Source organism: Serratia sp. CY44782 (assembly GCF_052168715.1).
Classification (GTDB): domain Bacteria; phylum Pseudomonadota; class Gammaproteobacteria; order Enterobacterales; family Enterobacteriaceae; genus Serratia; species Serratia nevei.
Map to the genome: position 1 here is coordinate 344,066 of NZ_JBJNME010000004.1, position 21,563 is coordinate 365,628.

Below are 21,563 nucleotides of genomic sequence, written 5' to 3' on the forward strand. Positions count from 1 at the left end.
ACCTATTTATTGTGTGGGATTGGGCGAGTATCATCCATGTTGTGATTATGGATGGTTGATCTTGTTGCATTTGTTACCCGTTGTCGGTTTTCAGTGGCGTGCTTGTCGGCGGCCCGTGGGGCTATTGGCCGAGTGTGCGGTTGAAAGCGGAGAAGCTGGATCAAATTTGTTGTGTTTAAGGGCATTCACTGCGGGGCGTTACTGGCGGCTTTGAAAGAAGCGTGCCGATAACCGCGTGTCGGAGTCTTCCTGCGAGGAGCAAGGAGTCAAGATGTTTGATATTGTCGAACTGTCGCGCTTACAGTTTGCTTTAACGGCGATGTACCATTTCTTATTTGTCCCATTAACGCTCGGTATGGCGTTCTTGCTGGCAATTATGGAAACGGTATATGTCCTGTCTGGCAAACAAATCTATAAAGACATGACCAAATTCTGGGGAAAGTTATTTGCGATTAACTTTGCTCTGGGTGTGGCCACCGGTTTGACCATGGAGTTCCAGTTCGGGACTAACTGGTCGTATTTCTCTCACTACGTCGGCGATATCTTCGGGGCCCCTCTGGCTATCGAAGGTCTGATGGCGTTCTTCCTTGAATCGACGCTGGTCGGCCTGTTCTTCTTCGGCTGGGATCGTCTGAGCAAGGTGCAGCACATGGCGGTAACCTGGTTCGTGGCCCTCGGCTCCAACCTGTCCGCGCTGTGGATCCTGGTCGCCAACGGCTGGATGCAGAACCCGATCGCTTCGGATTTCAACTTCGAAACCATGCGCATGGAGATGGTCAGCTTCTCCGAACTGGTGCTTAACCCGGTTGCGCAGGTGAAATTCGTTCACACCGTGGCTTCCGGCTACACCTGTGGCGCGATGTTCGTTCTGGGCATCAGCTCCTACTACCTGCTGAAAGGCCGCGACATCGCCTTCGCCAAGCGCTCCTTCGCCATCGCTGCCAGCTTCGGTATGGCTGCCATTCTGTCCGTTATCGTTCTGGGTGATGAATCCGGCTACGAAATGGGCGACGTGCAGAAAACCAAACTGGCCGCTATCGAAGCGGAATGGGACACCCAGCCGGCGCCGGCGTCCTTCACCCTGTTCGGCATTCCCGATCAGGACAAGATGGAAAACTCCTTCTCTATTCAGATCCCGTATGCGCTTGGCCTGATCGCCACCCGCTCCACGGACACTCAGGTCACCGGCCTGAAAGATCTGATGGCGCAGCATGAAGTGCGTATCCGCAACGGGATGAAAGCCTACCAGCTGCTGGAAGAGCTGCGCGGCGGCAACACCGATCCTGCGGTGCGCGCCGAATTCAACAAAACCAAGCAAGACCTGGGCTACGGCATGCTGCTGAAGCGCTATACCCCGAACGTCACCGACGCGACGGAAGCGCAGATCCAGCTGGCGACAAAGGACTCCATTCCGCGCGTGGCGCCGCTGTACTTTGCCTTCCGCATCATGGTGGCCTGTGGCGTGATCATGCTGTTGATCATCGGCCTGTCGTTCTGGAACGTGATCCGCGGCCGCATCGGCCAGAAAAAATGGCTGCACCGTGCGGCGCTGTACGGTTTGCCGCTGCCTTGGATCGCGATCGAGTCCGGTTGGTTCGTGGCGGAATACGGCCGTCAACCGTGGGCGATTGGTGAGGTGCTGCCGACGGCGGTCGCCAACTCTTCGCTGACCGCGGGCGACATTCTGTTCTCGATGGGGCTGATCTGCGGCTTGTACACCCTGTTCCTGGTGGCTGAATTGTACCTGATGTTCAAGTTTGCGCGTCTGGGTCCAAGCAGCCTGAAAACCGGCCGCTATCACTTTGAACAACCGACTGCCGCCGTGCAGGAAGCGCGCTAAACAGGAGTCCACGTATGTTTGACTATGAAGTACTGCGATTTATTTGGTGGGTCCTGGTTGGCGTACTGCTGATCGGCTTCGCCGTCACCGACGGTTTCGACATGGGCGTCGGCATTCTGGTGCGCATCATCGGGAAAACCGATACCGAGCGCCGGGTGATGATCAACTCCATCGCCCCGCACTGGGACGGTAACCAGGTGTGGCTGATCACCGCCGGCGGCGCGCTGTTCGCCGCCTGGCCGATGGTCTACGCAGCGGCCTTCTCGGGCTTCTACGTCGCCATGATCCTGGTGCTGGCCGCCTTGTTCTTCCGCCCGGTCGGTTTCGACTACCGCTCCAAGCTGGAGAGCAGCCGCTGGCGCAACATGTGGGACTGGGGCATCTTCATCGGCTCCTTCGTGCCTGCCGTGGTATTCGGCGTGGCGTTCGGCAACCTGCTGCAGGGCGTGCCGTTCCACATGGACGAGTACATGCGCCTGTTCTACACCGGCAACTTCTTCCAACTGCTGAATCCGTTCGGTCTGTTGGCGGGCGTGGTCAGCCTGACCATGCTGGTTACCCAGGGGGCGACCTACCTGCAAATGCGCACCACCGGCGAGATCCACCTGCGTTCACGCGCTGCGGCGCAGATCGCGACGCTGATCATGGCGGTGTGCTTCCTGCTGGCGGGCGTATGGCTGGTGAAAGGCATCGACGGCTTCGTCGTGACGTCGGCGCTGGACACCCTGGCGGAATCCAACCCGATGCGTAAAGAAGTGGCGCATCAGGCAGGGGCTTGGCTGATCAACTTCAACAAGTATCCGCTGCTGTGGGCGTTGCCTGCGCTGGGCGTGGTGCTGCCGTTGTTCACCATCCTGTTCTCGCGTCTGGAGAAAGGCGCACTGGCGTTCGTCACCTCGTCGCTGACCATCGCCTGCGTCATCCTCACCGCCGGGGTCACCATGTTCCCGTTCGTGATGCCGTCCAGCACCGTGCCTAACGTCAGCCTGACCATGTGGGACGCGACGTCGAGCCTGTTGACGCTGAAAGTGATGACCGTCGTGGCGGCGATCTTCGTGCCTATCGTTTTGGCGTACACCAGCTGGTCGTACTACAAAATGTTCGGTCGCCTCGACAAGAACTACATCGAAAACAACAAGCATTCGCTGTACTAAGGATAAGGAGCTAAACCATGTGGTATTTTGCCTGGATTCTCGGAACGCTTCTTGCCTGCGCCTTCGGCATCATCACGGCGCTGGCGCTTGAGCAGAGCGAAGCGACCAAAGCTCAGCAAGACGGTAAGTGATGAGCTCGTCCGTGATTGACAAGCTGTACGCTGTCACCGACAAGGGCCCGATCCGGGCCCTTTCCCTGGTGCTGGCGTTGATTTTGGCGGGGTGCGTGTTCTGGGATCCGACGCGTTTCGCCGCCAAAACCAGCTCGCTGGAGATTTGGGAAGGGCTGTTGCTGATTTGGGCGGTGTGCGCCGGGGTGATCCACGGTTTCGGATTCCGCCCGCAGCGCAGCATCTGGCGCGCCTTTTTCGCGCCGCTTCCCGCAATTGTGATCCTGTGCGCAGGATTACTTTACGTTTCTTTATAATCTCCCTGATGTCCCCACGTTATGGGCCCTCACGGCCCATAATTATTTTCATTCCCATCTTGTAACCCATTCCCAACCCGATCCGTCTTGCGTATAGTAGCAGCGTTAAATTGCATTGCTGGGAAGTAGAGTGAGTAATACGTTGTTTCGATGGCCGGTTCGCGTTTACTACGAGGATACCGATGCCAGTGGTGTGGTCTATCACGCCCGCTACGTCGCCTTTTTTGAAAGAGCGCGCACAGAGATGCTGCGTCAGCACAACTTTCATCAACAGCAGCTGCTCAGTGAACAAGTCGCTTTTGTCGTCCGGCGCATGACGGTGGATTATCTGGCTCCGGCTCGTCTCGACGAGCAACTGGAGGTCCAGAGCGAAATCACCTGTCTGCGCGGGGCTTCTCTCACGTTTGCTCAACGCATTGTCAATTCTGACGGGGCCCTACTGAGCCAGGCAGATGTCCTGATTGCCTGTATTGATCCACACCAAATGAAGCCAAGAGCGCTTCCTAAGTCTATTGTCGCGGAGTTTAAGCAGTGACTGACATGAACATCCTAGATTTATTCTTGAAGGCGAGCCTGCTGGTTAAGCTTATCATGTTGATTTTGATATGCTTCTCGGTAGCCTCTTGGGCGATCATCATTCAGCGCACCCGCATCCTCAATGCGGCGACGCGTGACGCCGAAGCCTTTGAAGACAAATTCTGGTCCGGTATCGAGCTTTCCCGTCTGTACCAGGAAAGTCAGGCGCGTCGCGATAGCCTGACTGGTTCCGAGCAGATCTTCCATTCCGGGTTCAAAGAGTTCGCCCGCCTGCACCGCGCCAACAACCATGCGCCGGAGTCGGTGATCGAAGGGGCGTCGCGCGCGATGCGCATTTCGATGAACCGCGAGCTGGAAACGCTGGAAACCCATATTCCGTTCCTCGGCACCGTCGGTTCGATCAGCCCGTATATCGGCCTGTTCGGCACCGTGTGGGGGATCATGCACGCCTTTATCGCGCTGGGCGCGGTGAAGCAAGCCACGCTGCAGATGGTGGCGCCGGGTATCGCCGAAGCGCTGATCGCCACCGCGATCGGTCTGTTCGCCGCCATCCCGGCGGTAATGGCCTATAACCGTCTCAACCAGCGCGTCAACAAGCTTGAGCAGAATTACGACAACTTTATGGAAGAGTTCACCGCTATTCTGCATCGTCAGGCCTTCTCCAGCGACAGCAAATAAGTAGGAGGTAGCATGGCGAGAGTACGTGGACGTAGTCGGCGCGAGCTGAAGTCCGAAATTAACATCGTTCCGCTGCTCGACGTGTTGCTGGTGCTGCTGCTGATCTTTATGGCAACCGCGCCAATCATCACGCAGAGCGTGGAGGTTGACCTGCCGGACGCCACCGATTCCAAAACGGTGTCCAGCGATGACAATCCGCCGGTGATCCTCGAGGTTTCCGGCGTAGGTCAATACACCCTGGTGGTGGATCACAACCGTATGGAGCTGCTGCCGCCTGAGCAAGTCGCGGCCGAAGCCAAGTCGCGTTTGGCGGCTAACCCGAAAACGGTCTTTTTGATCGGCGGTGCGAAGGAAGTCCCTTACGATGAGATTATCAAAGCATTGAATATTCTCCATCAGGCGGGCGTGGCTTCCGTGGGGCTGATGACCCAGCCGATCTGACCGTAAGGCGAACGGCAACCCGGTTCCTGCGCTGCGGCCCAGGAACCCCGTATAAGCAACACCAGTTTTTGGGAATCTATTTTGGTAAAGGCAACTGAGCAAAACGATAAGCTGAACCGCGCCGTTATTGTTTCGGTCGTTCTGCACTTCATATTGATTGCCCTGCTGATTTGGGGATCGCTGCAGGAAAAGGTCGACATGGGCGCCGGCGGTGGCGGTGATGGCACCGTGGTGGGCGCAGTGATGGTCGATCCTGGCGCGGTGGTGGAGCAATACAACCGCCAGCAGCAGCAGAGCAACGATGCGCAGCGTGCCGAGAAGCAGCGCCAGAAAAAGGCGGAGCAACAAGCCGAAGAGCTTCAGCAGAAGCAGGCGGAGCAACAGCAGCGCCTGAAAGAGCTGGAGAAAGAGCGTTTGGCGGCGCAGGAGAAAGCTGCGCAGGACGCCAAGGCGCAGGCTGAGCAACAGCAGAAGGCAGCGGAGCAGCAGAAACAGGCCGCCGAGCAGCAAAAAGCGGCGGAAGCCGCCGCAGCCAAGGCTAAAGAACAACAGAAGGTCGCCGAAGCCGCCGCCGCCAAGGCGAAGGCCGAAGCGGAAAAGGTCGCCAAGGCGCAGGCGGACGCGCAGAAGAAAGCCGAAGCGGAAGCCAAGAAAGAAGCGGCCGCCGCTGCCGCCGCCAAGAAACAGGCGGAAGAGGCGAAGAAAGCCGCGGCGGCCGCCGCAGAGCAAAAAGCCGCAGAGGCCGCGGAGAAGAAAGCGGCCGCTGAAGCCGAGAAGAAAGCCGCAGCGGAAGCCGAGAAGAAGGCCGCCGCCGAGGCAGAGAAGAAAGCTGCGGCCGAGAAAGCGGCTGCCGCCAAAAAAGCCGCTGCGGATGCCAAGAAGAAGGCCGCCGCTGAGGCTGCGAAACAATCGGATGAAGTTAGCGATCTGTTTGGCGGCCTGGCGGACGGCAAGAACGCGCCGAAAGGCGGCGGTGCTAAATCGAAAGGTGACGGTAAACCGGCCGGGCAGGGTAATGCCAAGGCGGCTGGGGCCAGCGGGGCGGATATCAGCGGTTATATGGGGCAGATTCAAGGGGCGATTCAGAGCAAGTTCTATGACGCCAGTTCGTTCGCCGGCAAAACCTGCGACCTGCGTATCAAGCTGGCGCCGGATGGCCTGCTGATAAGCGTACAAGCGGCGGGGGGTGATCCTGCTCTGTGTCAAGCAGCAGTGTCTGCCGCCAAGTTGGCGCATATACCGAAGCCGCCGAGCGATGCCGTTTATCAGCACTTTAAGAATTCTATACTTGAATTCAAGCCGCAATAACGGTTGATTGAGTGAGTGATATCACAGGGATGTACTAAGGTAACCAACAGGGATTATGTAGTTTTACGTAAGTTGGTTTGTTAAAATTCTGCTAATTTATCGCAGGCATCCCGCCTGGATAAGGGAGATGAGATGAAGCAGGCATTTCGAGTAGCGCTAGGTTTTTTAATTCTGTGGGCGTCCGTGCTGCACGCGGAAGTTCGCATTGAAATCACCCAAGGGGTCGACTCCGCTCGTCCGATTGGCGTGGTGCCGTTTAAATGGGCGGGCCCAGGCACGCCGCCGGAAGATATCGGCAAGATTGTCGGCGCGGATCTGCGCAACAGCGGCAAATTCAACCCGATCGACGTGGCGCGCATGCCGCAGCAACCGACCTCCGCGTCTGAAGTGACGCCGGCGGCCTGGACTGCGCTGGGCATCGACGCCGTGGTTGTCGGCCAGGTTCAACCTGGTGCCGACGGCAGCTACCTGATCTCCTACCAGCTGGTGGACACCTCGGGTTCGCCGGGCACCGTATTGGCGCAGAACCAGTATAAAGTGACCAAACAATGGTTGCGTTATTCTGCCCATACCGCCAGCGACGAAGTGTTCGAGAAGCTGACCGGCATCAAGGGCGCGTTCCGTACCCGTATCGCCTACGTCGTGCAGACCAACGGCGGGAAATTCCCGTATGAGCTGCGCGTAGCGGATTACGACGGTTACAACCAGTTCACGGTGCACCGTTCGCCTGAGCCGCTGATGTCGCCGGCCTGGTCGCCGGACGGCAGCAAACTGGCTTACGTGACCTTCGAGAGCGGCCGTTCCGCGCTGGTGGTACAGACCCTGGCTAACGGCGCAATCCGCCAGATCGCCTCGTTCCCGCGCCACAACGGTGCGCCGGCGTTCTCGCCGGACGGCAGCAAGCTGGCCTTCGCGCTGTCCAAGAGCGGCAGCCTGAACCTGTACGTGATGAACCTCGGCTCCGGCCAGATCACGCAGCTGACCGATGGTCGCAACAACAACACCGAACCGACCTGGTTCCCGGATGGCCAGTCGCTGGCGTTTACCTCCGACCAGGGCGGGCGTCCGCAGATTTATAAAATCAGCGCCAGCGGCGGTGCTGCACAGCGTCTGACGTGGGAAGGCTCTCAGAACCAGGATTCTGAAGTCAGCTCCGACGGTAAATTCCTGGTGATGGTAAGCACCAACAGTGGTGCACAACACATCGCCAAACAAGATCTTGGATCGGGCGCCGTTCAGGTTTTGACCGGCACCTTCCTGGATGAAACGCCTAGTATTGCGCCAAACGGCACCATGGTGATCTATAGCTCCACGCAAGGTATGGGCTCCGTGTTGCAGTTGGTGTCAACTGATGGGCGTTTCAAAGCGCGTCTTCCGGCAACTGATGGACAGGTCAAATTCCCTGCCTGGTCGCCGTATCTGTGATGCATGTGTAAATATGTATGGCAAACTATAAAAGGATCAAAGAAATGCAACTGAACAAAGTGCTGAAAGGGCTTCTGCTGGCACTGCCAGTTCTGGCTGTAGCAGCTTGTAGTTCTAACAAAAGCGCAAACAACGACCAATCTGGTATGGGCGCTGGCACTGGTATGGAAAACGGCAGCAGCAACCTGTCTTCCGAAGAACAAGCTCGTCTGCAGATGCAAGAACTGCAGAAGAACAACATCGTTTACTTCGGCCTGGACAAGTATGACGTAAGCTCCGAATTCGCTCAGATGCTGGACGCGCACGCTGCATTCCTGCGTAACAACCCGTCTTACAAAGTGACCGTTGAAGGCCACGCTGACGAACGCGGCACGCCGGAATACAACATTGCTCTGGGTGAGCGCCGTGCTAACGCTGTTAAAATGTACCTGCAGGGTAAAGGCGTTTCCGCTGACCAGATCTCTATCGTTTCTTACGGTAAAGAAAAACCAGCAGTACTGGGCCACGACGAAGCGGCTTATGCTAAAAACCGTCGTGCCGTTCTGGTTTACTAAGAGAATCGCATGAACAGTAACTTCAGACGTCACCTGTTGAGTCTGTCGTTACTGGTTGGCGTAGCGGCCCCCTGGGCCGCTACTGCCCAAGCGCCAATCAGTAATGTCGGCTCCGGCTCGGTCGAAGACCGCGTCACCTCGCTTGAGCGCATCAGCAATGCTCAAGGCCAGCTTTTGAACCAACTCCAGCAACAACTCTCTGATAACCAACGCGACATTGATTCTCTCCGTGGGCAAATCCAGGAAAGTCAGTATCAGTTGAATCAGGTGGTTGAACGCCAGAAGCAAATCTATCAGCAGATGGATAGCCTCAGCCAGGGCGGCGCTCAGAGCGCCTCTGCGGCCGCGGGCGCTGCCGGTGGGGCAGCCGCAGGCGCATCTTCCGATGCGGGCGGCAGCGCGCCTGCAGCTGCTTCTGCAACGCCGAGCGGCGGTGATGAGAACAGCGACTACAACGCCGCTGTTTCTCTGGCGCTGGAAAAAAAACAGTATGACCAGGCGATTTCCGCCTTTCAGTCCTTCGTAAAACAGTACCCGAAGTCTACCTACCAGCCCAATGCCAACTATTGGCTGGGCCAGTTGTTCTACAACAAGGGTAAAAAAGACGACGCGGCCTACTATTTTGCGGTGGTGGTGAAGAATTACGCGAAATCACCGAAGGCGCCGGACGCCATGTACAAGGTGGGTATCATCATGCAGGAGAAAGGGCAGGCCGATAAAGCCAAAGCCGTATTCCAGCAGGTGATTAAACAGTACCCAACCAGTGCGGCGGCCAAACAGGCGAAAAGCCGCGTAGGCGGTTAACAGTCAGAAAAATGAGCCCAGAAGTTAGTCGATTTGACCGATTTCTGGGCTCATTCGCGTGAAGAACAAGCAGTTGAACGCATCAGTAAAAAATTTAGGTTGCGCTGCCAAGATAAATTAGTAATATATGCCGCCGTTGCCAAGACATCTTGCAAGATGTTAAAGCGGCAGGGAAATTGGGTCGTTAGCTCAGTTGGTAGAGCAGTTGACTTTTAATCAATTGGTCGCAGGTTCGAATCCTGCACGACCCACCAATTTTGAAGCAAGAAATGAAGTGGAATCGGGAAGGATAACATCACGAAGTGATGGCCCGTCAGGGCGAGGCCAAAGGCCGAGTCATCCTGCACGACCCACCAATTTCTGAAGTAGCAGTAACCACAACAGTGGGTGATTAGCTCAGTTGGTAGAGCATCTCCTTTACACGGAGGGGGTCGGCGGTTCGAGCCCGTCATCACCCACCACTGTTATGGGTCGTTAGCTCAGTTGGTAGAGCAGTTGACTTTTAATCAATTGGTCGCAGGTTCGAATCCTGCACGACCCACCATTCTTTAAGAATGGCTGCGATAGAGAATCGTAAAGGATGAGAACCGTAAAGGTTCGAGTCTCGCGAAGCGAGACAACATCACTCCGGTGATGGCCCGCAAGGGCGAGGCCAAAGGCCGAGTTATCCTGCACGACCTACCATTCTTTAAGAATGGCAGCTTCAGAATCGGTTTGATGTGGCAAAGTAAAGGTCCGAGTCGAGTACCCGTCGAGTTGTCCTGAACATCCCCCATCCTTGTTTTCCGCGAGTCGGTTCCAATAGAGCCTATTCGCCATCAGCAGTAAACCACATCAGTGGGTCGTTAGCTCAGTTGGTAGAGCAGTTGACTTTTAATCAATTGGTCGCAGGTTCGAATCCTGCACGACCCACCACTCTTTAATAGAGCAAGGTGTTAAATCGTCAGGATGAGAACCGTAAAGGTTCGAGTCTCGCAAAGCGAGACAACATCACTCCGGTGATGGCCCGAAGGGCGAGGCCAAAGGCCGAGTTATCCTGCACGACCCACCACTCTTTAATAGAGCAAGGTGTGAAAAATAGCAGTACCACAGCAGTGGGTGATTAGCTCAGTTGGTAGAGCATCTCCTTTACACGGAGGGGGTCGGCGGTTCGAGCCCGTCATCACCCACCACACTGCGGGTCGTTAGCTCAGTTGGTAGAGCAGTTGACTTTTAATCAATTGGTCGCAGGTTCGAATCCTGCACGACCCACCAATTCAGAGAAAAGCGCCTTTTGGCGCTTTTTTCGTTTCTGTAACATCTAAACCTGACCTCATCTTCTCGCCAACATGGTCACCGAGTCGTGCGGGTGAGATCATGCGTTCAGGTTCGAGCATCGCGTAGCGATACGACAACGCGCAGCGTTGCCCGCAGGGTGAGGCCACAGGCCGAATCAATCCTGCACGACCCACCCATTCAGAGAAAAGCGCCTTTTGGCGCTTTTTTCGTTTCTGTAACATCTAAACCTGACCTTATCTTCTCGCTAACATGGTCACCGAGTCGTGCGGGTGAGATCCTGCGTTCAGGTTCGAGCATCGCGCAGCGATACGACAACGCGCAGCGTTGCCCGCAGGGTGAGGCCACAGGCCGAATCAATCCTGCACGACCCACCCATTCAGAGAAAAGCGCCTTTTGGCGCTTTTTTCGCATCTGCAGCACCGTCAGCTACATTCGTGCTTTCTCGTTTCAACACCGCACCGATCATCACGCTGTTCTCTGAACGGCTATACGGTCTCGTCAGGCCATTACTCGCTGTGAGCTGTGTAGCCAATGTCTGTGTTTTTAATTCATTAAACAATAGGTGCGCAAATATGAAAATATCAGCGGACTTTTCGCGCAGCTTTAGGTATTTTGTTTAGTATATAAAACGAAGGGCGTTGCGGCAGGCAATATTCACGCGGCAGGCGCCCAGCCTAGCATGAGATTGCAGCGATGAGTGAAATGTTTGATGTCAATGCGGCGGTGTATCCCTTCCCGCCGAAACCGGTTCCGCTGGACGTAGCCGAAAAAGCCTTTTATCGCGAGAAGATCAAAACCCTGCTCAAGCAGCGCAATGCGGTGATGGTCGCCCACTATTATACCGATCCGGAAATCCAGGCGTTGGCGGAAGAAACCGGCGGCTGCGTGGCGGATTCGCTGGAAATGGCGCGCTTCGGCAGCGCCCATCCGGCTTCCACGCTGTTGGTGGCCGGCGTGCGCTTCATGGGGGAAACCGCCAAGATCCTCAGCCCGGAAAAGCAGGTGCTGATGCCGACGCTGTTTGCCGAATGTTCGCTGGATCTGGGCTGCCCGGAAGAGGAGTTTCATGCGTTTTGCGACAGCCACCCCGATCGTACCGTGGTGGTCTATGCGAACACCTCGGCGGCGGTCAAAGCGCGCGCCGACTGGGTGGTCACTTCCAGCATCGCCGTTGAGCTGATCGAACACCTGGACAGCTTGGGCGAGAAGATCATCTGGGCGCCGGATCGCCATCTCGGCAGCTACGTGCAGAAGCAGACCGGCGCCGACGTGCTGTGCTGGCAAGGCGCCTGCATTGTCCATGACGAGTTCAAGACTCAGGCGCTGCGGCGCATGAAGGCGCTTTATCCGCAGGCGGCCATCCTGGTGCATCCCGAATCGCCACAGGCGGTGGTTGAGTTGGCGGATGCGGTGGGATCGACCAGCCAACTGATTCAGGCGGCGAAAACATTGCCGCATCAACAGCTGATCGTCGCCACGGATCGCGGTATCTTTTACAAGATGCAGCAGGCCTGCCCGGACAAGGAGCTGTTCGAAGCGCCGACCGCCGGAGAAGGGGCGACCTGTCGCAGCTGCGCGCATTGCCCGTGGATGGCAATGAACGGCCTGAAGGCGATTGCCGAAGGGCTGGAGCAGGGGGGCGCGCAGCATGAGATCCACGTGGACGCCGCGCTGCGTGAGAAGGCGCTGGTGCCGCTGAACCGCATGCTGGATTTCGCCGCTCAGCTTAAGATGCAGGTTAAAGGCAACGCTTAACCGTTTAAAAGGATGACTTCATGAGCTTCTTCAGTACCAGCAATATTCTGGTGCACATTCCGCTTGGCGCGGGCGGTTACGATCTGTCGTGGATCGAAGCCATCGGCACGCTGTTCGGGTTGCTGTGCATCTGGTACGCCAGCAAGGAAAAAATCATCAACTACCTGTTCGGCCTGATCAACGTCACGCTGTTCGCGGTAATTTTCTTCCAGATCCAGCTGTACGCCAGCCTGCTGTTGCAGCTGTTCTTTTTCGGCGCCAACATTTACGGTTGGTATGCCTGGAGCCGCCAAACCCAGGATAATCAGGCTGAGCTGCAGATCCGCTGGCTGCCGTTGCCGAAAGCGTTGGCCTGGGCGGCGGTTTGCGTCATCGGCATTGGCCTGATGACCTTTAACATCGACCGCGTGTTCGCCTGGCTGACGCAGATCGCGGTAGCGGTGATGCAAGGGCTGGGGCTGAACGTGCAGATGCCTGAACTGCAGCCGGACGCGTTCCCGTTCTGGGATTCGGCGATGATGGTGCTCTCCATCGTGGCGATGATCCTGATGACGCGCAAGTACGTGGAAAACTGGCTGCTGTGGGTGGTTATCGACGTCATCAGCGTGGCGATCTTCGCTTACCAGGGGGTGTACGCGATGGCGCTGGAGTATGTCATTCTGACGCTGATCGCCCTGAATGGCTCCTGGCTGTGGATCAAGAGCGCCGGGCGTAACCGTTCCAACCCGCTCTCGTCCGCACCGTAGCAACAGCAGAGGGCGCCGTGGTGGCGCCCTCTTGGCTTAGTGACGATGTCCCAGATGGGAGTGCGCTTCGGCATGTGAGTGTTCACTCGGCTCCGGCGCCCGGTTGATACCGCAGTCCGGTGTCTCGCAGTGCCGGTACTCCATCTGAATGGTCACATGGCCAATCTTGTAGTGTTCCAACAGATAAGCCTGAATGCGTTGCAACAGCCCATCGTGGTCATGCGGCGGGATCACCTGCGCATGCAGCGTCATCAGCTTTTGTTCGCCGATCTGCCAGACATGCACGTGATGGATGTTGCGCACTTCCGGGATATTCAGGCACAGGTCTTTTTGCAGCTTGGCGATATCGACCTCCTGCGGCGTGCCTTCCAACAGCTCGTGGAAACTCTCCTTCAGCAGCCGCCAGGCGCTGCGTAGCACCAGACAGGAGACCAGCACCGACAGGATCGGGTCAATCGGTGTCCAGCCGGTGGCAAGAATGACGATGGCGGCGACGATGGCGCCCACCGAACCGAGCAGGTCGCCCAACACATGCAGCGCGGCGGCGCGCACGTTGATATTTTTCTCTTCGCTGCCGCGATGGAGCAGCCAGAAGGCGAACAGGTTCGCCAGCAGCCCCGCTACGGCGATGATCAGCATCGGGGTACCCATCACCGGCTGCGGTTCGAAGAAGCGCCGTATCGCCTCCCACAGGATGAATACCACGATCACCAGCAGCGCCGCGGCGTTGAGGAAGGCCGCCAGGGTGGTGAGGCGCAGATAGCCGAAGGTGTGGCGCGCGTTGGGCTTGCGCTGGGAGAAGTGCACCGCCATCAGCGCCACCAGCAGCGCGGCGGCATCGGTCAACATATGGCCGGCGTCGGCCAACAGCGCCAGCGAGCCGGACAACAGGCCACCGACCACCTCGGCCACCATAAAGACGGCGGTGACTAAAAAAGCGGTCAGTAGGCGTTTACTATTACTGTCTTTCGGCAGGTGTACGTGTGGAGTGTCCGACATTATTCATCCTTATGCATAGCGAAAGAGGGGGCGGCGGCGAGCAGAGCGTCCAGCTCCGGTTCTATCTGCGCCACTAACGCCTTTAATTTAGTATAAGCGGCGGCGGCAAGCTCGCCCCGACGTGCGGTATCCACCAGCTGCTGGCACAGCTGCGCGGCTTCCGGCAGCTGCAGCATCAGCAGGCTGCCCTTGATGCGGTGCGCCGCCTGCTCCAGCTGTGGCCAGTCGCTCGCGGCGACGGCGTCCGCGAGCCGCTGCCGGTCTTGGCGCAGCGTATCGCCGAGCGTCTGCGCCAGCCGCTGCAGCATGGCGCGATCGCCACCTGCCATTTCGGCCAGCGTTTGTCGCAGGTCAGTAAGGACTGACTTTTCTTCCTGAGCCTGCGGTTGCTGAGCCAATACCTGGCCGATCGCCGCCAGTGAAATCGGTTTGGTCAGGAAGTGGTCGATCGCCACCAGCCCCGGCGGGATGCGGGTAAACTCCTGCACGTCTGCCGAGCAAAGCACGATGCGGCAAGGCGGGCGTTGCAGCCGCTGTTCGTCGCGGCGGATCAGCCTGGCCAGCGTCAGCCCGTCCGGGCGCGGCATGTTATAGTCGATAAACAGCAGATCGAACGGTTGCCGGCGCTGGGCCTTCAACAGCGCATAGCCTTGTTCAAAGCGGGCGGGTTGCAGCCCGAAGTGGCGCAGCTGGCGTTCCAGCAGCAACAAATTGGTGGGGTGATCGTCGATCAGCGCGGTACGCAAGGCGGAAGACGGCAGAGGATAGGTGTGCTCCTCCTGGGCGACAGCCGGCGCCGCACCGCTCAGCTCGACCGGTATCGCGACCTCGACGCGGGTGCCGACGCCCGGCTGCGAGTGCAGCTCGATGCGGCCGCCCATCTGTTCGACGATCTCTTTGCAGATAGACAGTCCCAAACCGGTGCCCTGCACCGAAATGCGTTGCGCGCCGCGCGCGCGGTAAAACGGTTGGAACAGCTTGCCTATCTCATCGGCGGCGATGCCGCAGCCGCTGTCGTTCACCGTTAATCGCAATTCCCCCTGCCGCTCATCTTGCGCGCGCCAGCCGATCTCGACCTGAATAGTGCCGCGCGGTGTAAACTTTATCGCGTTGTTTATCAGGTTGTTAGCCACTTGAAGTAAACGCTCACCATCAATAATCACCGCCTCCGGCAGCGCCGGATCTGCCAGCACGCTCAGCGTCAACGGGCGTTCGCCGATCAGCGGCCGGTAAAGGGCGTCGATGCGCGCTACCCAGGGGCGCAGCGCCACCGGTTTCGGCGCCAGCGTCAGCGAACCGGTTTCCAGCCGGGCGTGATCTTGCAGGTCGTTGAGCAGGTTGAGCAGCGAAGAGGCCGAGCTGTATATCACCGGCAGGCCTTCCGGCGCGGGTTGGCGTTTGAGCTCCAGCTCCAGCAGGCCGAGGATGGCGTGCATCGGCGTGCGCAGCTCGTGGCTGACGGTGGCGAGGAATTTGCTCTTCATGCGGTTTTCTGCTTCGGCGCGGCGGCGCGCGTGCTCGAGTTCTTCGCGTTCGCGTTTTTCACGGCGCTGCAGCATGAAACGGCGCAGCGTTAGCGCCAGCAGCAGCACGGTGGCGGCGGCCAGCAGTGCCAGCAGCCAGGTGGTCTGCGGCGGCATGCGGTTGTCATTCACCGCGTCGATCAGGTTGCTGCGATCGACGATCCACTCGTCGCGCAGCGATTGCAGGGTGTCCGCCGGGATCTGCATCAGATTCTTATCGAGGATCGCCAACAAAAGAGGTTGATCGCGGCGCACGCCGAAGGCCACTGGATAGGGGATGTTGTTGGCGGCAAAGGCCAGCTTGATGGCGCCGGAATAGCGCGACAGCGCCAAAAAGTTGGCGGAGATAACGTTATCCACCAGCGCATCCAACTGGCCGTTGGCCAGCGCGTCGTACATCGACTTGCTGTCGTCGAAGCTGATGGCCTGCTCCTGTTCCGGCACCAGCCCCTGCGCCAAATCGCCCTGCAGCACGCCGATGCGCTTGCCGGCCAAATCGCTCCAGGTGGAAATGCCGTCGGCGTGCTGGCCGACGTAAACGCCCCACAGCGAGCGGTGGATCGGCATGCTGGCGCCGTAGCGCGCCTTAACGCCGCGCGCCAGCGGCAGGGCGGCGCGGAAGCTGGCCTGGCCGGACTGCACCAGCCGATCGGCCTGCTCGGCGTTGCGCGCCCACAGCGGTGCGAAACGCAGCCCGGTGTTTTGCGCGATGATGTTGAGAATGTCGATGGCGTAGCCGCGCGGCTGGCCGTCAGAGCCGCGGTAGGCGAACGGGAAGTTGTTCTCGATGGCGGCGTAGTAAACCACGCGGTGGCTCGCCACCCAATTCTTCTCCATCGTCGTCAGGTCGGCATTGCCGGTGTCGAGGTAGCTGGGGATCTTTTTGCTCCAGCGGCTCTGCAGGGCGTTCATCAGCTCCATCGGCGCGTCGGCGATGGCGGTGTCCAGCGTGTCTATCAGCCGTGAGTCGGCGGCGGCGAACACGAAGGACAGGTTGCCCAGGTTCTCGTTGCTTTCAATCTGATAGAGCTGGCCGAGCTGCAGTTGGTCGATGATAAAGCTGGCGCTGGCCTCGTCGGCGATAAAGTAGTCGCTGCTGCCGTTGAGCAGCGAGTAGACCGCCTGCAGATTGTTGTCGTAGCGCTGAATCTGCGACGCCACCGCCTGCAGAGCGCCGCCGGACTGCATGTCGGTCAGCGCGCCGATCGCGACGCGGGCATTGGCGGAGTTGAGCATCACCGGCCGATCGTTGCTGCGATCGCGCAATACGCGCAGGTTGCTGACGTAATAGGGCTGAGAGATCGCCAGGCCGTGCAGCGCCTCACTCTGCGGGATGCCGTACAACAGATCGATCTTGCCGTCGTGCAGCGCCTGCTCCAGCTGCTTCAGATCGGCAAAGCCGTAAATGGCGAAGCGAATACCAGTCACCTGCTGGATATAGCCGAGGTAGTCGGCGTTCAGCCCGTACAGATCGTCGTCCACGATGATGTTGTACGGGCTGGTGTTCTCGCTGATGATGCCAACGCGCAGCGTTCGGTCGCGCCAGGGATTTTTCTCGCCGACGATCAGCATGTTCTCGGGCGTATTCAGGTTGCTGACCAGCTGGTAGCGCACCGGCTCCGCCGCCTGCGCCAGACCGCTCCACAGGATCAGCAGCAGCAGGGCGCGGCGCATCATGGCGCCAACTCTTTAAACACCGCGACCAGCTCCAGCAGGTTGCCGGCGCCGGTCTTGCGCTGGATATTTTTCTTGTGCGTGCTGACGGTCTTGTTGCTGATGTGCAGCCGATCGGCGATCTGCAGGTTGGACAACCCCTGGCTCAGCAAGCCCAGTACCTCGAGCTCTTTGGGAGTGAGCAGCCCGCCTTCCGCCGTCGGCGCCTCTTCCGCCAGCGCGGCGGCGGGGAAGTGGGTTTCACCGTCCAGCACCTGCTCGATCGCCTGTACCAGCTGCGCCAGGGAGCTGCCTTTATTGACGAAACCGTTGGCCCCGGCGGCATGGGCCATGCGCGCATAGACCTCGGCCTCCTGCGCGGTATAGATCAGGATCGGCTGCTGCGGGTAGCGGCGGCGGATTTTTTTCAACAGCTGCAGCCCGTCGACCTGCGGCAGGCCGATATCCAGGATCACCAGGCCGAAAGCGGCCTCGGCCAGCAGGGCCAGCGCCTGGACGTCGTCCTGCGCCGCCTGCAGGCGGTAGGAGCGGGATGATTTCATTAGCGCCGCTTCCAGTGCGACATGAACCACCGGGTGGTCATCAACTAATAACAGAGAGGGCATGTTCAACTCGGGTCACTTTATATTCCGATCGCTAGCATAGCGAAAAAGGAGGCTCTGCGCTCCCCTGATGAAACAGCACAATCTGCTGTTAATTTGGCGGTTCCAGAGGAGGGGGGCAAAGGTGATTTACAGCGCCATTCCCACAGGCTAGATTGTTTGGATCTATACCGTTACGCACTGCGAAATACCCCTCGATACCGAATGGAAAAGCTATGAATTACCAAAACGACGATTTACGCATTAATGATATTAAGGAACTCCTGCCGCCAGTGGCTCTGCTGGAGAAATTCCCGGCCACTGAACGCGCAGCAAAGACGGTGTCCCAGGCCCGCAGCGCAATTCACAATATCCTCCGCGGCAGCGACGATCGCCTGCTGGTGGTGATTGGCCCTTGCTCTATCCATGACACGAAAGCTGCCAAAGAGTACGCAGAGCGTCTGCTGGCGCTGCGTGAAGAACTGAGCGGCGAACTGGAAGTAGTGATGCGCGTATACTTCGAAAAACCGCGCACCACCGTGGGCTGGAAAGGCCTGATCAACGATCCGCAGATGGACAACAGCTTCAACATCAACGACGGTTTGCGTCTGGCGCGCAAGCTGCTGGTGGAGATCAACGATAGCGGCCTGCCGGCCGCTGGCGAATTCCTCGACATGATCACGCCGCAGTACCTGGCGGATCTGATGAGCTGGGGCGCCATCGGCGCGCGTACCACGGAATCGCAGGTGCACCGCGAGCTGGCCTCCGGCCTTTCATGCCCGGTCGGCTTCAAGAACGGCACCGACGGCACCATCAAGGTGGCGATCGACGCCATCAACGCCGCCGGCGCGCCGCACTGCTTCCTGTCGGTAACCAAGTGGGGCCATTCGGCGATCGTTAACACCAGCGGCAACGGCGACTGTCATATTATTCTGCGCGGCGGCAAAGAGCCGAACTACAGCGCGGCGCACGTGAAGGACGTCAAAGCCGGCCTGAGCAAAGCCGGGCTGCCGGCGCAGGTAATGATCGACTTCAGCCATGCCAACAGCAGCAAACAGTTCAAAAAACAGATGGACGTGAGCGCTGACGTTTGCGGGCAGATCAGCGGCGGTGAAAAAGCGATTATCGGCGTGATGATTGAGAGTCACCTGGTCGAAGGCAACCAGAACCTCGAAAGCGGCGAACCGCTGGTTTACGGCAAGAGCGTGACCGACGGCTGCATCGGCTGGCAGGACACCGAAACCGTGCTGCGCGATCTGGCGGCGGCGGTGAAAGCGCGCCGCGGATAATCGCTAAAATGACAAGGGCCTGGCAGCCGGGCCCTTGTTTTATCCTTGTCATTGCACCTCTATATATCCCACTCATTTAAGGCTTACAATTAATAGGCCAATGAAATCATTAAGCGACCTCCTTCGCATTATTCCTATTTAATAAAAGAATAATTGTCACTGCTCATGGCATTGTGCTTATATAAGACGCTTTTTTATTCCACAAACCCCGCATGACAAATAAGCGGGGAGTGGTATGACCTATTCCTTTCAGGACGAAAGAATTATGACAAGCAATACCTCGCAGCCGCTGGAGCTGCACCGGATTAAATTCCATGGGAAAGGTGGCGAGTACTTCGCTATTTGGTTAGTCAATGCATTATTGACCATCGTGACCCTGGGCATCTATTCCGCCTGGGCGACGGTGCGTCGTCGTCGCTATTTTTACGGCAACACGGAGTTGGACGGCGATCGTTTCGATTACCATGCGCAGCCGCTGCAAATTCTGAAAGGGCGGCTGTTGGTGATCGGCGGCATCATCGTGTTTTATATCCTGCTGGCGGTGGCGCCGCTGCTGGGGCTGCTGGCCTTATTGGCGTTGCTTGCCCTGCTGCCATGGGTGGTGATTCGCAGCTGGCGCTACAATGCAATTATGTCGAGCTATCGCGGCGTACGTTTTAATTATGTTTGCCGCACCGGGCGCGCTTATTGGGCGCTACTGTTCTGCCCGCTATTACTGATTATCGGGCTTTATGTCGGCTTAATCATTTTGCTCAGTATTGGCAGCAGCTTTGACAGCATTAACGCCATCGGCCTGATGCTGGTGTTGACGTTGCTGTTGGCCGTGCCGGCATTCGCCGCCGTCAACGGTATTATTAGCGCGCTGCAGCACGATCTGTACGTTAATAATCTGTTCTTCGGCCGCACGCCGTTTATTGCCGAGCTGAAAAAGTCGGCCTTCATCAAATTTGCCTTGATCGGCCTGCTCATTTTCCTGCCGTTCATGTTGGCGGCGCTGGTGTGTATGGGGTCGTTTATCCTGTCACTGTACCAAATGGTATTGATGGGTATGTTGACGGATGAAACCGCCGATTTGCTGGTGTTGGAGAATATTGGCAGCCTGCTGCTGATGATGGTGGTGTTGCTGGTTGGCGCCTTGATTGCCAGCAGCTACCAGATTGTCGCCCAACGCAACTATCTGTTTAACCAGGCGACGCTGAACGGCAGCATCAAACTGCGCTCTTCCATGCAGACCCTGCCGTATATGGGACTGTTGATCACCAATACCCTGATCACGCTGTTCTCGTTCGGTTTCGCCGTACCGGTGGCGGAAGTGCGTCACGCCCGTTATCTGGCGGAGTGCACGGCGGTTGAAGGCGATCTGGCATTGCTGGACATCGCGGCGCATCAGGAAACCGCCAACAGCGCGGTGGCCGAAGAAGCGGTGCAGGCGCTGGATCTGGGCGGCAGCTTCTGAGGCGCCAATGATCCTAGAGGGCGCCTACCAGTTGCCGGGGCGGGCCGCACGTGAGGCGGCCCGCCTGCTGGTGAACGAAAGCGGCGAGGGTGTGACGCTGCAGCGGCAGGATGAGCAACGTTACATCCCCTTGGCGGACATCACCGTCTCTGCGGCGCTGGGCAATATTCCGCTGACGCTGACCTTTAAGGACGGCGCGCGCTTTGTGCCGGACGACGACGCGGCGTTTCGCCGCTGGTTCTATCAGCGCCGTTCGCCGGGCTGGGTGCATCGTCTGGAACGCCACAAACGCGGCGTCGCTCTGGCGCTGCTGATGACGCTGTTCACGGTCGTGGCTTACGTGTATGTGGTATTGCCGTGGGCGAGCAGCGAGATCGCCATGCGTATCCCCACGTCGGTGGAACAGACGCTGGGCGAACATACGCAGACGTTCTTGAGCCAGAGCGGTTTCGAGCCCTCGGCATTGTCGGCCGAGCGGCAGCGGGCGTTGCAGCGGTTGTTCCGGCAGGTGATGCCGGCCGAGATGCGTGAGGAACGCACGCCGCTGTCGTTGAAGCTGATGGCGGTGCCCGGTGCGCCGAACGCATTTATGTTGCCGGACGGCACGCTGGTGCTCAGCGATAGTCTGGTCGCCCTGGCGAAAAACGACGATGGGCTGGCGGCAGTCATGTTGCATGAGATGGGGCACCACGCTCATCGCCACCCAATGCGCATGCTGGTGCGTTCGTCGCTGGTGGCGTTGACGCTGATGTGGATGACCGGTGACGTCAGCGGCATCGGCGATACGCTGCTGCAGTCTGCGTCCTTCGTGAATGAGATGCAGTTTTCCCGCGGGATGGAGCGCGAGGCGGATGCGTTCGCCATTGCGCAAATGCAGCGCCAGGGGCGTTCGCTGGCGGAGATGGCGGCGATCTACCGTGCGCTGGCGCAGGCGCCTGAACGTGAAACGGCTGATGGCTGGACGCTGCCGGCCTGGCTCAGCACCCATCCGGCGATGCAGGAACGGCTGGAGGCGGTGAATGAGGCGATGGCACAGCAGTCGCGACAGCAATAAAAAAGCCCCCGGTTTTCACCGGGGGCTTTTTCGTTAACGG

Annotated in this window: 19 protein-coding genes, 6 tRNA genes and 4 other RNA genes; 26 read left to right on the plus strand and 3 right to left on the minus strand. The window is 58.4% G+C overall.

The window, feature by feature from the left end; all coding sequences use genetic code 11:
* Positions 1-271 precede the first annotated feature (271 nt).
* The 23 genes from cydA (at position 272) to pnuC (ending at position 12,947) form a co-directional block, all read left to right on the plus strand.
* Positions 272-1,840, plus strand: coding sequence for a cytochrome ubiquinol oxidase subunit I (gene cydA, locus ACJ8HT_RS09900; protein WP_019454034.1), 1,569 nt, complete (start codon positions 272-274; stop codon positions 1,838-1,840).
* A gap of 14 nt (positions 1,841-1,854) precedes the next feature.
* The gene (gene cydB, locus ACJ8HT_RS09905) at positions 1,855-2,994 is read left to right on the plus strand and encodes a cytochrome d ubiquinol oxidase subunit II (RefSeq protein ID WP_019454033.1); all 1,140 of its coding nucleotides are present in this window, start codon (positions 1,855-1,857) and stop codon (positions 2,992-2,994) included.
* A gap of 17 nt (positions 2,995-3,011) precedes the next feature.
* On the plus strand, positions 3,012-3,125 hold the full coding sequence (gene cydX, locus ACJ8HT_RS09910; RefSeq protein ID WP_004939868.1) for a cytochrome bd-I oxidase subunit CydX: 114 nt from the start codon (positions 3,012-3,014) through the stop codon (positions 3,123-3,125).
* Positions 3,125-3,421 carry a cyd operon protein YbgE gene (ybgE, locus tag ACJ8HT_RS09915; RefSeq protein ID WP_038877538.1) on the plus strand — a complete coding sequence of 99 codons (297 nt, stop codon included), beginning with the start codon at positions 3,125-3,127 and terminating at the stop codon, positions 3,419-3,421. Before cydX ends, ybgE begins: the two co-directional genes overlap by 1 nt.
* Before the next feature lie 130 nt (positions 3,422-3,551).
* The gene (ybgC, locus tag ACJ8HT_RS09920; RefSeq protein ID WP_025160034.1) at positions 3,552-3,956 is read left to right on the plus strand and encodes a tol-pal system-associated acyl-CoA thioesterase; all 405 of its coding nucleotides are present in this window, start codon (positions 3,552-3,554) and stop codon (positions 3,954-3,956) included.
* Positions 3,953-4,636 carry a Tol-Pal system protein TolQ gene (gene tolQ / locus ACJ8HT_RS09925; RefSeq protein ID WP_004939862.1) on the plus strand — a complete coding sequence of 228 codons (684 nt, stop codon included), beginning with the start codon at positions 3,953-3,955 and terminating at the stop codon, positions 4,634-4,636. Before ybgC ends, tolQ begins: the two co-directional genes overlap by 4 nt.
* 12 nt (positions 4,637-4,648) lie before the next feature.
* Positions 4,649-5,077 carry a colicin uptake protein TolR gene (tolR, locus tag ACJ8HT_RS09930; protein WP_004939859.1) on the plus strand — a complete coding sequence of 143 codons (429 nt, stop codon included), beginning with the start codon at positions 4,649-4,651 and terminating at the stop codon, positions 5,075-5,077.
* An 81-nt stretch (positions 5,078-5,158) separates the two neighbouring features.
* Positions 5,159-6,385: a cell envelope integrity protein TolA gene (gene tolA, locus ACJ8HT_RS09935; RefSeq protein WP_060440506.1), complete on the plus strand. Its 1,227-nt coding sequence runs from the start codon at positions 5,159-5,161 to the stop codon at positions 6,383-6,385.
* A 132-nt stretch (positions 6,386-6,517) separates the two neighbouring features.
* Positions 6,518-7,810 (plus strand): Tol-Pal system beta propeller repeat protein TolB, encoded by a 1,293-nt coding sequence (gene tolB, locus ACJ8HT_RS09940; RefSeq protein ID WP_004939856.1) that lies wholly within the window; start codon positions 6,518-6,520, stop codon positions 7,808-7,810.
* 44 nt (positions 7,811-7,854) lie between these two features.
* Positions 7,855-8,364, plus strand: coding sequence for a peptidoglycan-associated lipoprotein Pal (gene pal, locus ACJ8HT_RS09945; RefSeq protein ID WP_025160033.1), 510 nt, complete (start codon positions 7,855-7,857; stop codon positions 8,362-8,364).
* A 9-nt stretch (positions 8,365-8,373) separates the two neighbouring features.
* On the plus strand, positions 8,374-9,168 hold the full coding sequence (cpoB, locus tag ACJ8HT_RS09950) for a cell division protein CpoB (protein WP_033647153.1): 795 nt from the start codon (positions 8,374-8,376) through the stop codon (positions 9,166-9,168).
* A gap of 178 nt (positions 9,169-9,346) precedes the next feature.
* A tRNA-Lys gene (locus ACJ8HT_RS09955) sits at positions 9,347-9,422 on the plus strand.
* A 131-nt stretch (positions 9,423-9,553) separates the two neighbouring features.
* Positions 9,554-9,629 (plus strand) — tRNA-Val (locus ACJ8HT_RS09960).
* Between the two features lie 7 nt (positions 9,630-9,636).
* A tRNA-Lys gene (locus tag ACJ8HT_RS09965) sits at positions 9,637-9,712 on the plus strand.
* Between the two features lie 15 nt (positions 9,713-9,727).
* Positions 9,728-9,852: non-coding RNA, RtT sRNA (locus tag ACJ8HT_RS09970), on the plus strand.
* Positions 9,853-10,007: 155 nt separating this feature from the next.
* Positions 10,008-10,083, plus strand: a tRNA-Lys gene (locus ACJ8HT_RS09975).
* Between the two features lie 13 nt (positions 10,084-10,096).
* A non-coding RNA gene (locus ACJ8HT_RS09980) (RtT sRNA) lies at positions 10,097-10,219 on the plus strand.
* A gap of 45 nt (positions 10,220-10,264) precedes the next feature.
* Positions 10,265-10,340: transfer RNA gene (locus ACJ8HT_RS09985), tRNA-Val, on the plus strand.
* A 6-nt stretch (positions 10,341-10,346) separates the two neighbouring features.
* Positions 10,347-10,422, plus strand: a tRNA-Lys gene (locus tag ACJ8HT_RS09990).
* Positions 10,423-10,496: 74 nt separating this feature from the next.
* A non-coding RNA gene (locus ACJ8HT_RS09995) (RtT sRNA) lies at positions 10,497-10,621 on the plus strand.
* A 74-nt stretch (positions 10,622-10,695) separates the two neighbouring features.
* Positions 10,696-10,820, plus strand: a non-coding RNA gene (locus tag ACJ8HT_RS10000) — RtT sRNA.
* 319 nt (positions 10,821-11,139) lie between these two features.
* Complete coding sequence (gene nadA, locus ACJ8HT_RS10005) at positions 11,140-12,201, plus strand: quinolinate synthase NadA (protein WP_015376982.1); 1,062 nt, start codon at positions 11,140-11,142, stop codon at positions 12,199-12,201.
* Positions 12,202-12,221: 20 nt separating this feature from the next.
* A complete protein-coding gene (gene pnuC, locus ACJ8HT_RS10010; protein WP_048232945.1) occupies positions 12,222-12,947 on the plus strand; it encodes a nicotinamide riboside transporter PnuC in 726 nt (241 codons plus the stop codon).
* Between the two features lie 36 nt (positions 12,948-12,983).
* Here the strand turns inward: pnuC and zitB are convergent, their stop codons facing one another.
* The 3 genes from zitB to ACJ8HT_RS10025 are packed head-to-tail and all read right to left on the minus strand — an operon-like array spanning position 12,984 to position 17,748.
* Complete coding sequence (zitB, locus tag ACJ8HT_RS10015; protein WP_033637476.1) at positions 12,984-13,946, minus strand: CDF family zinc transporter ZitB; 963 nt, start codon at positions 13,944-13,946, stop codon at positions 12,984-12,986.
* Complete coding sequence (locus ACJ8HT_RS10020; RefSeq protein ID WP_197652242.1) at positions 13,946-17,146, minus strand: ATP-binding protein; 3,201 nt, start codon at positions 17,144-17,146, stop codon at positions 13,946-13,948. Before ACJ8HT_RS10020 ends, zitB begins: the two co-directional genes overlap by 1 nt.
* Complete coding sequence (locus ACJ8HT_RS10025; protein WP_194572738.1) at positions 17,143-17,748, minus strand: response regulator; 606 nt, start codon at positions 17,746-17,748, stop codon at positions 17,143-17,145. Before ACJ8HT_RS10025 ends, ACJ8HT_RS10020 begins: the two co-directional genes overlap by 4 nt.
* Before the next feature lie 212 nt (positions 17,749-17,960).
* Between ACJ8HT_RS10025 and aroG the strand changes: the two genes are divergently transcribed.
* From aroG to ACJ8HT_RS10040, 3 genes are all read left to right on the plus strand, one after another.
* Positions 17,961-19,013 (plus strand): 3-deoxy-7-phosphoheptulonate synthase AroG, encoded by a 1,053-nt coding sequence (gene aroG / locus ACJ8HT_RS10030; protein WP_194572739.1) that lies wholly within the window; start codon positions 17,961-17,963, stop codon positions 19,011-19,013.
* A 265-nt stretch (positions 19,014-19,278) separates the two neighbouring features.
* A complete protein-coding gene (locus ACJ8HT_RS10035; protein ID WP_194572740.1) occupies positions 19,279-20,469 on the plus strand; it encodes a YjgN family protein in 1,191 nt (396 codons plus the stop codon).
* A 7-nt stretch (positions 20,470-20,476) separates the two neighbouring features.
* Positions 20,477-21,523 (plus strand): M48 family metallopeptidase, encoded by a 1,047-nt coding sequence (locus tag ACJ8HT_RS10040; protein ID WP_197652241.1) that lies wholly within the window; start codon positions 20,477-20,479, stop codon positions 21,521-21,523.
* Positions 21,524-21,563 lie beyond the last annotated feature (40 nt).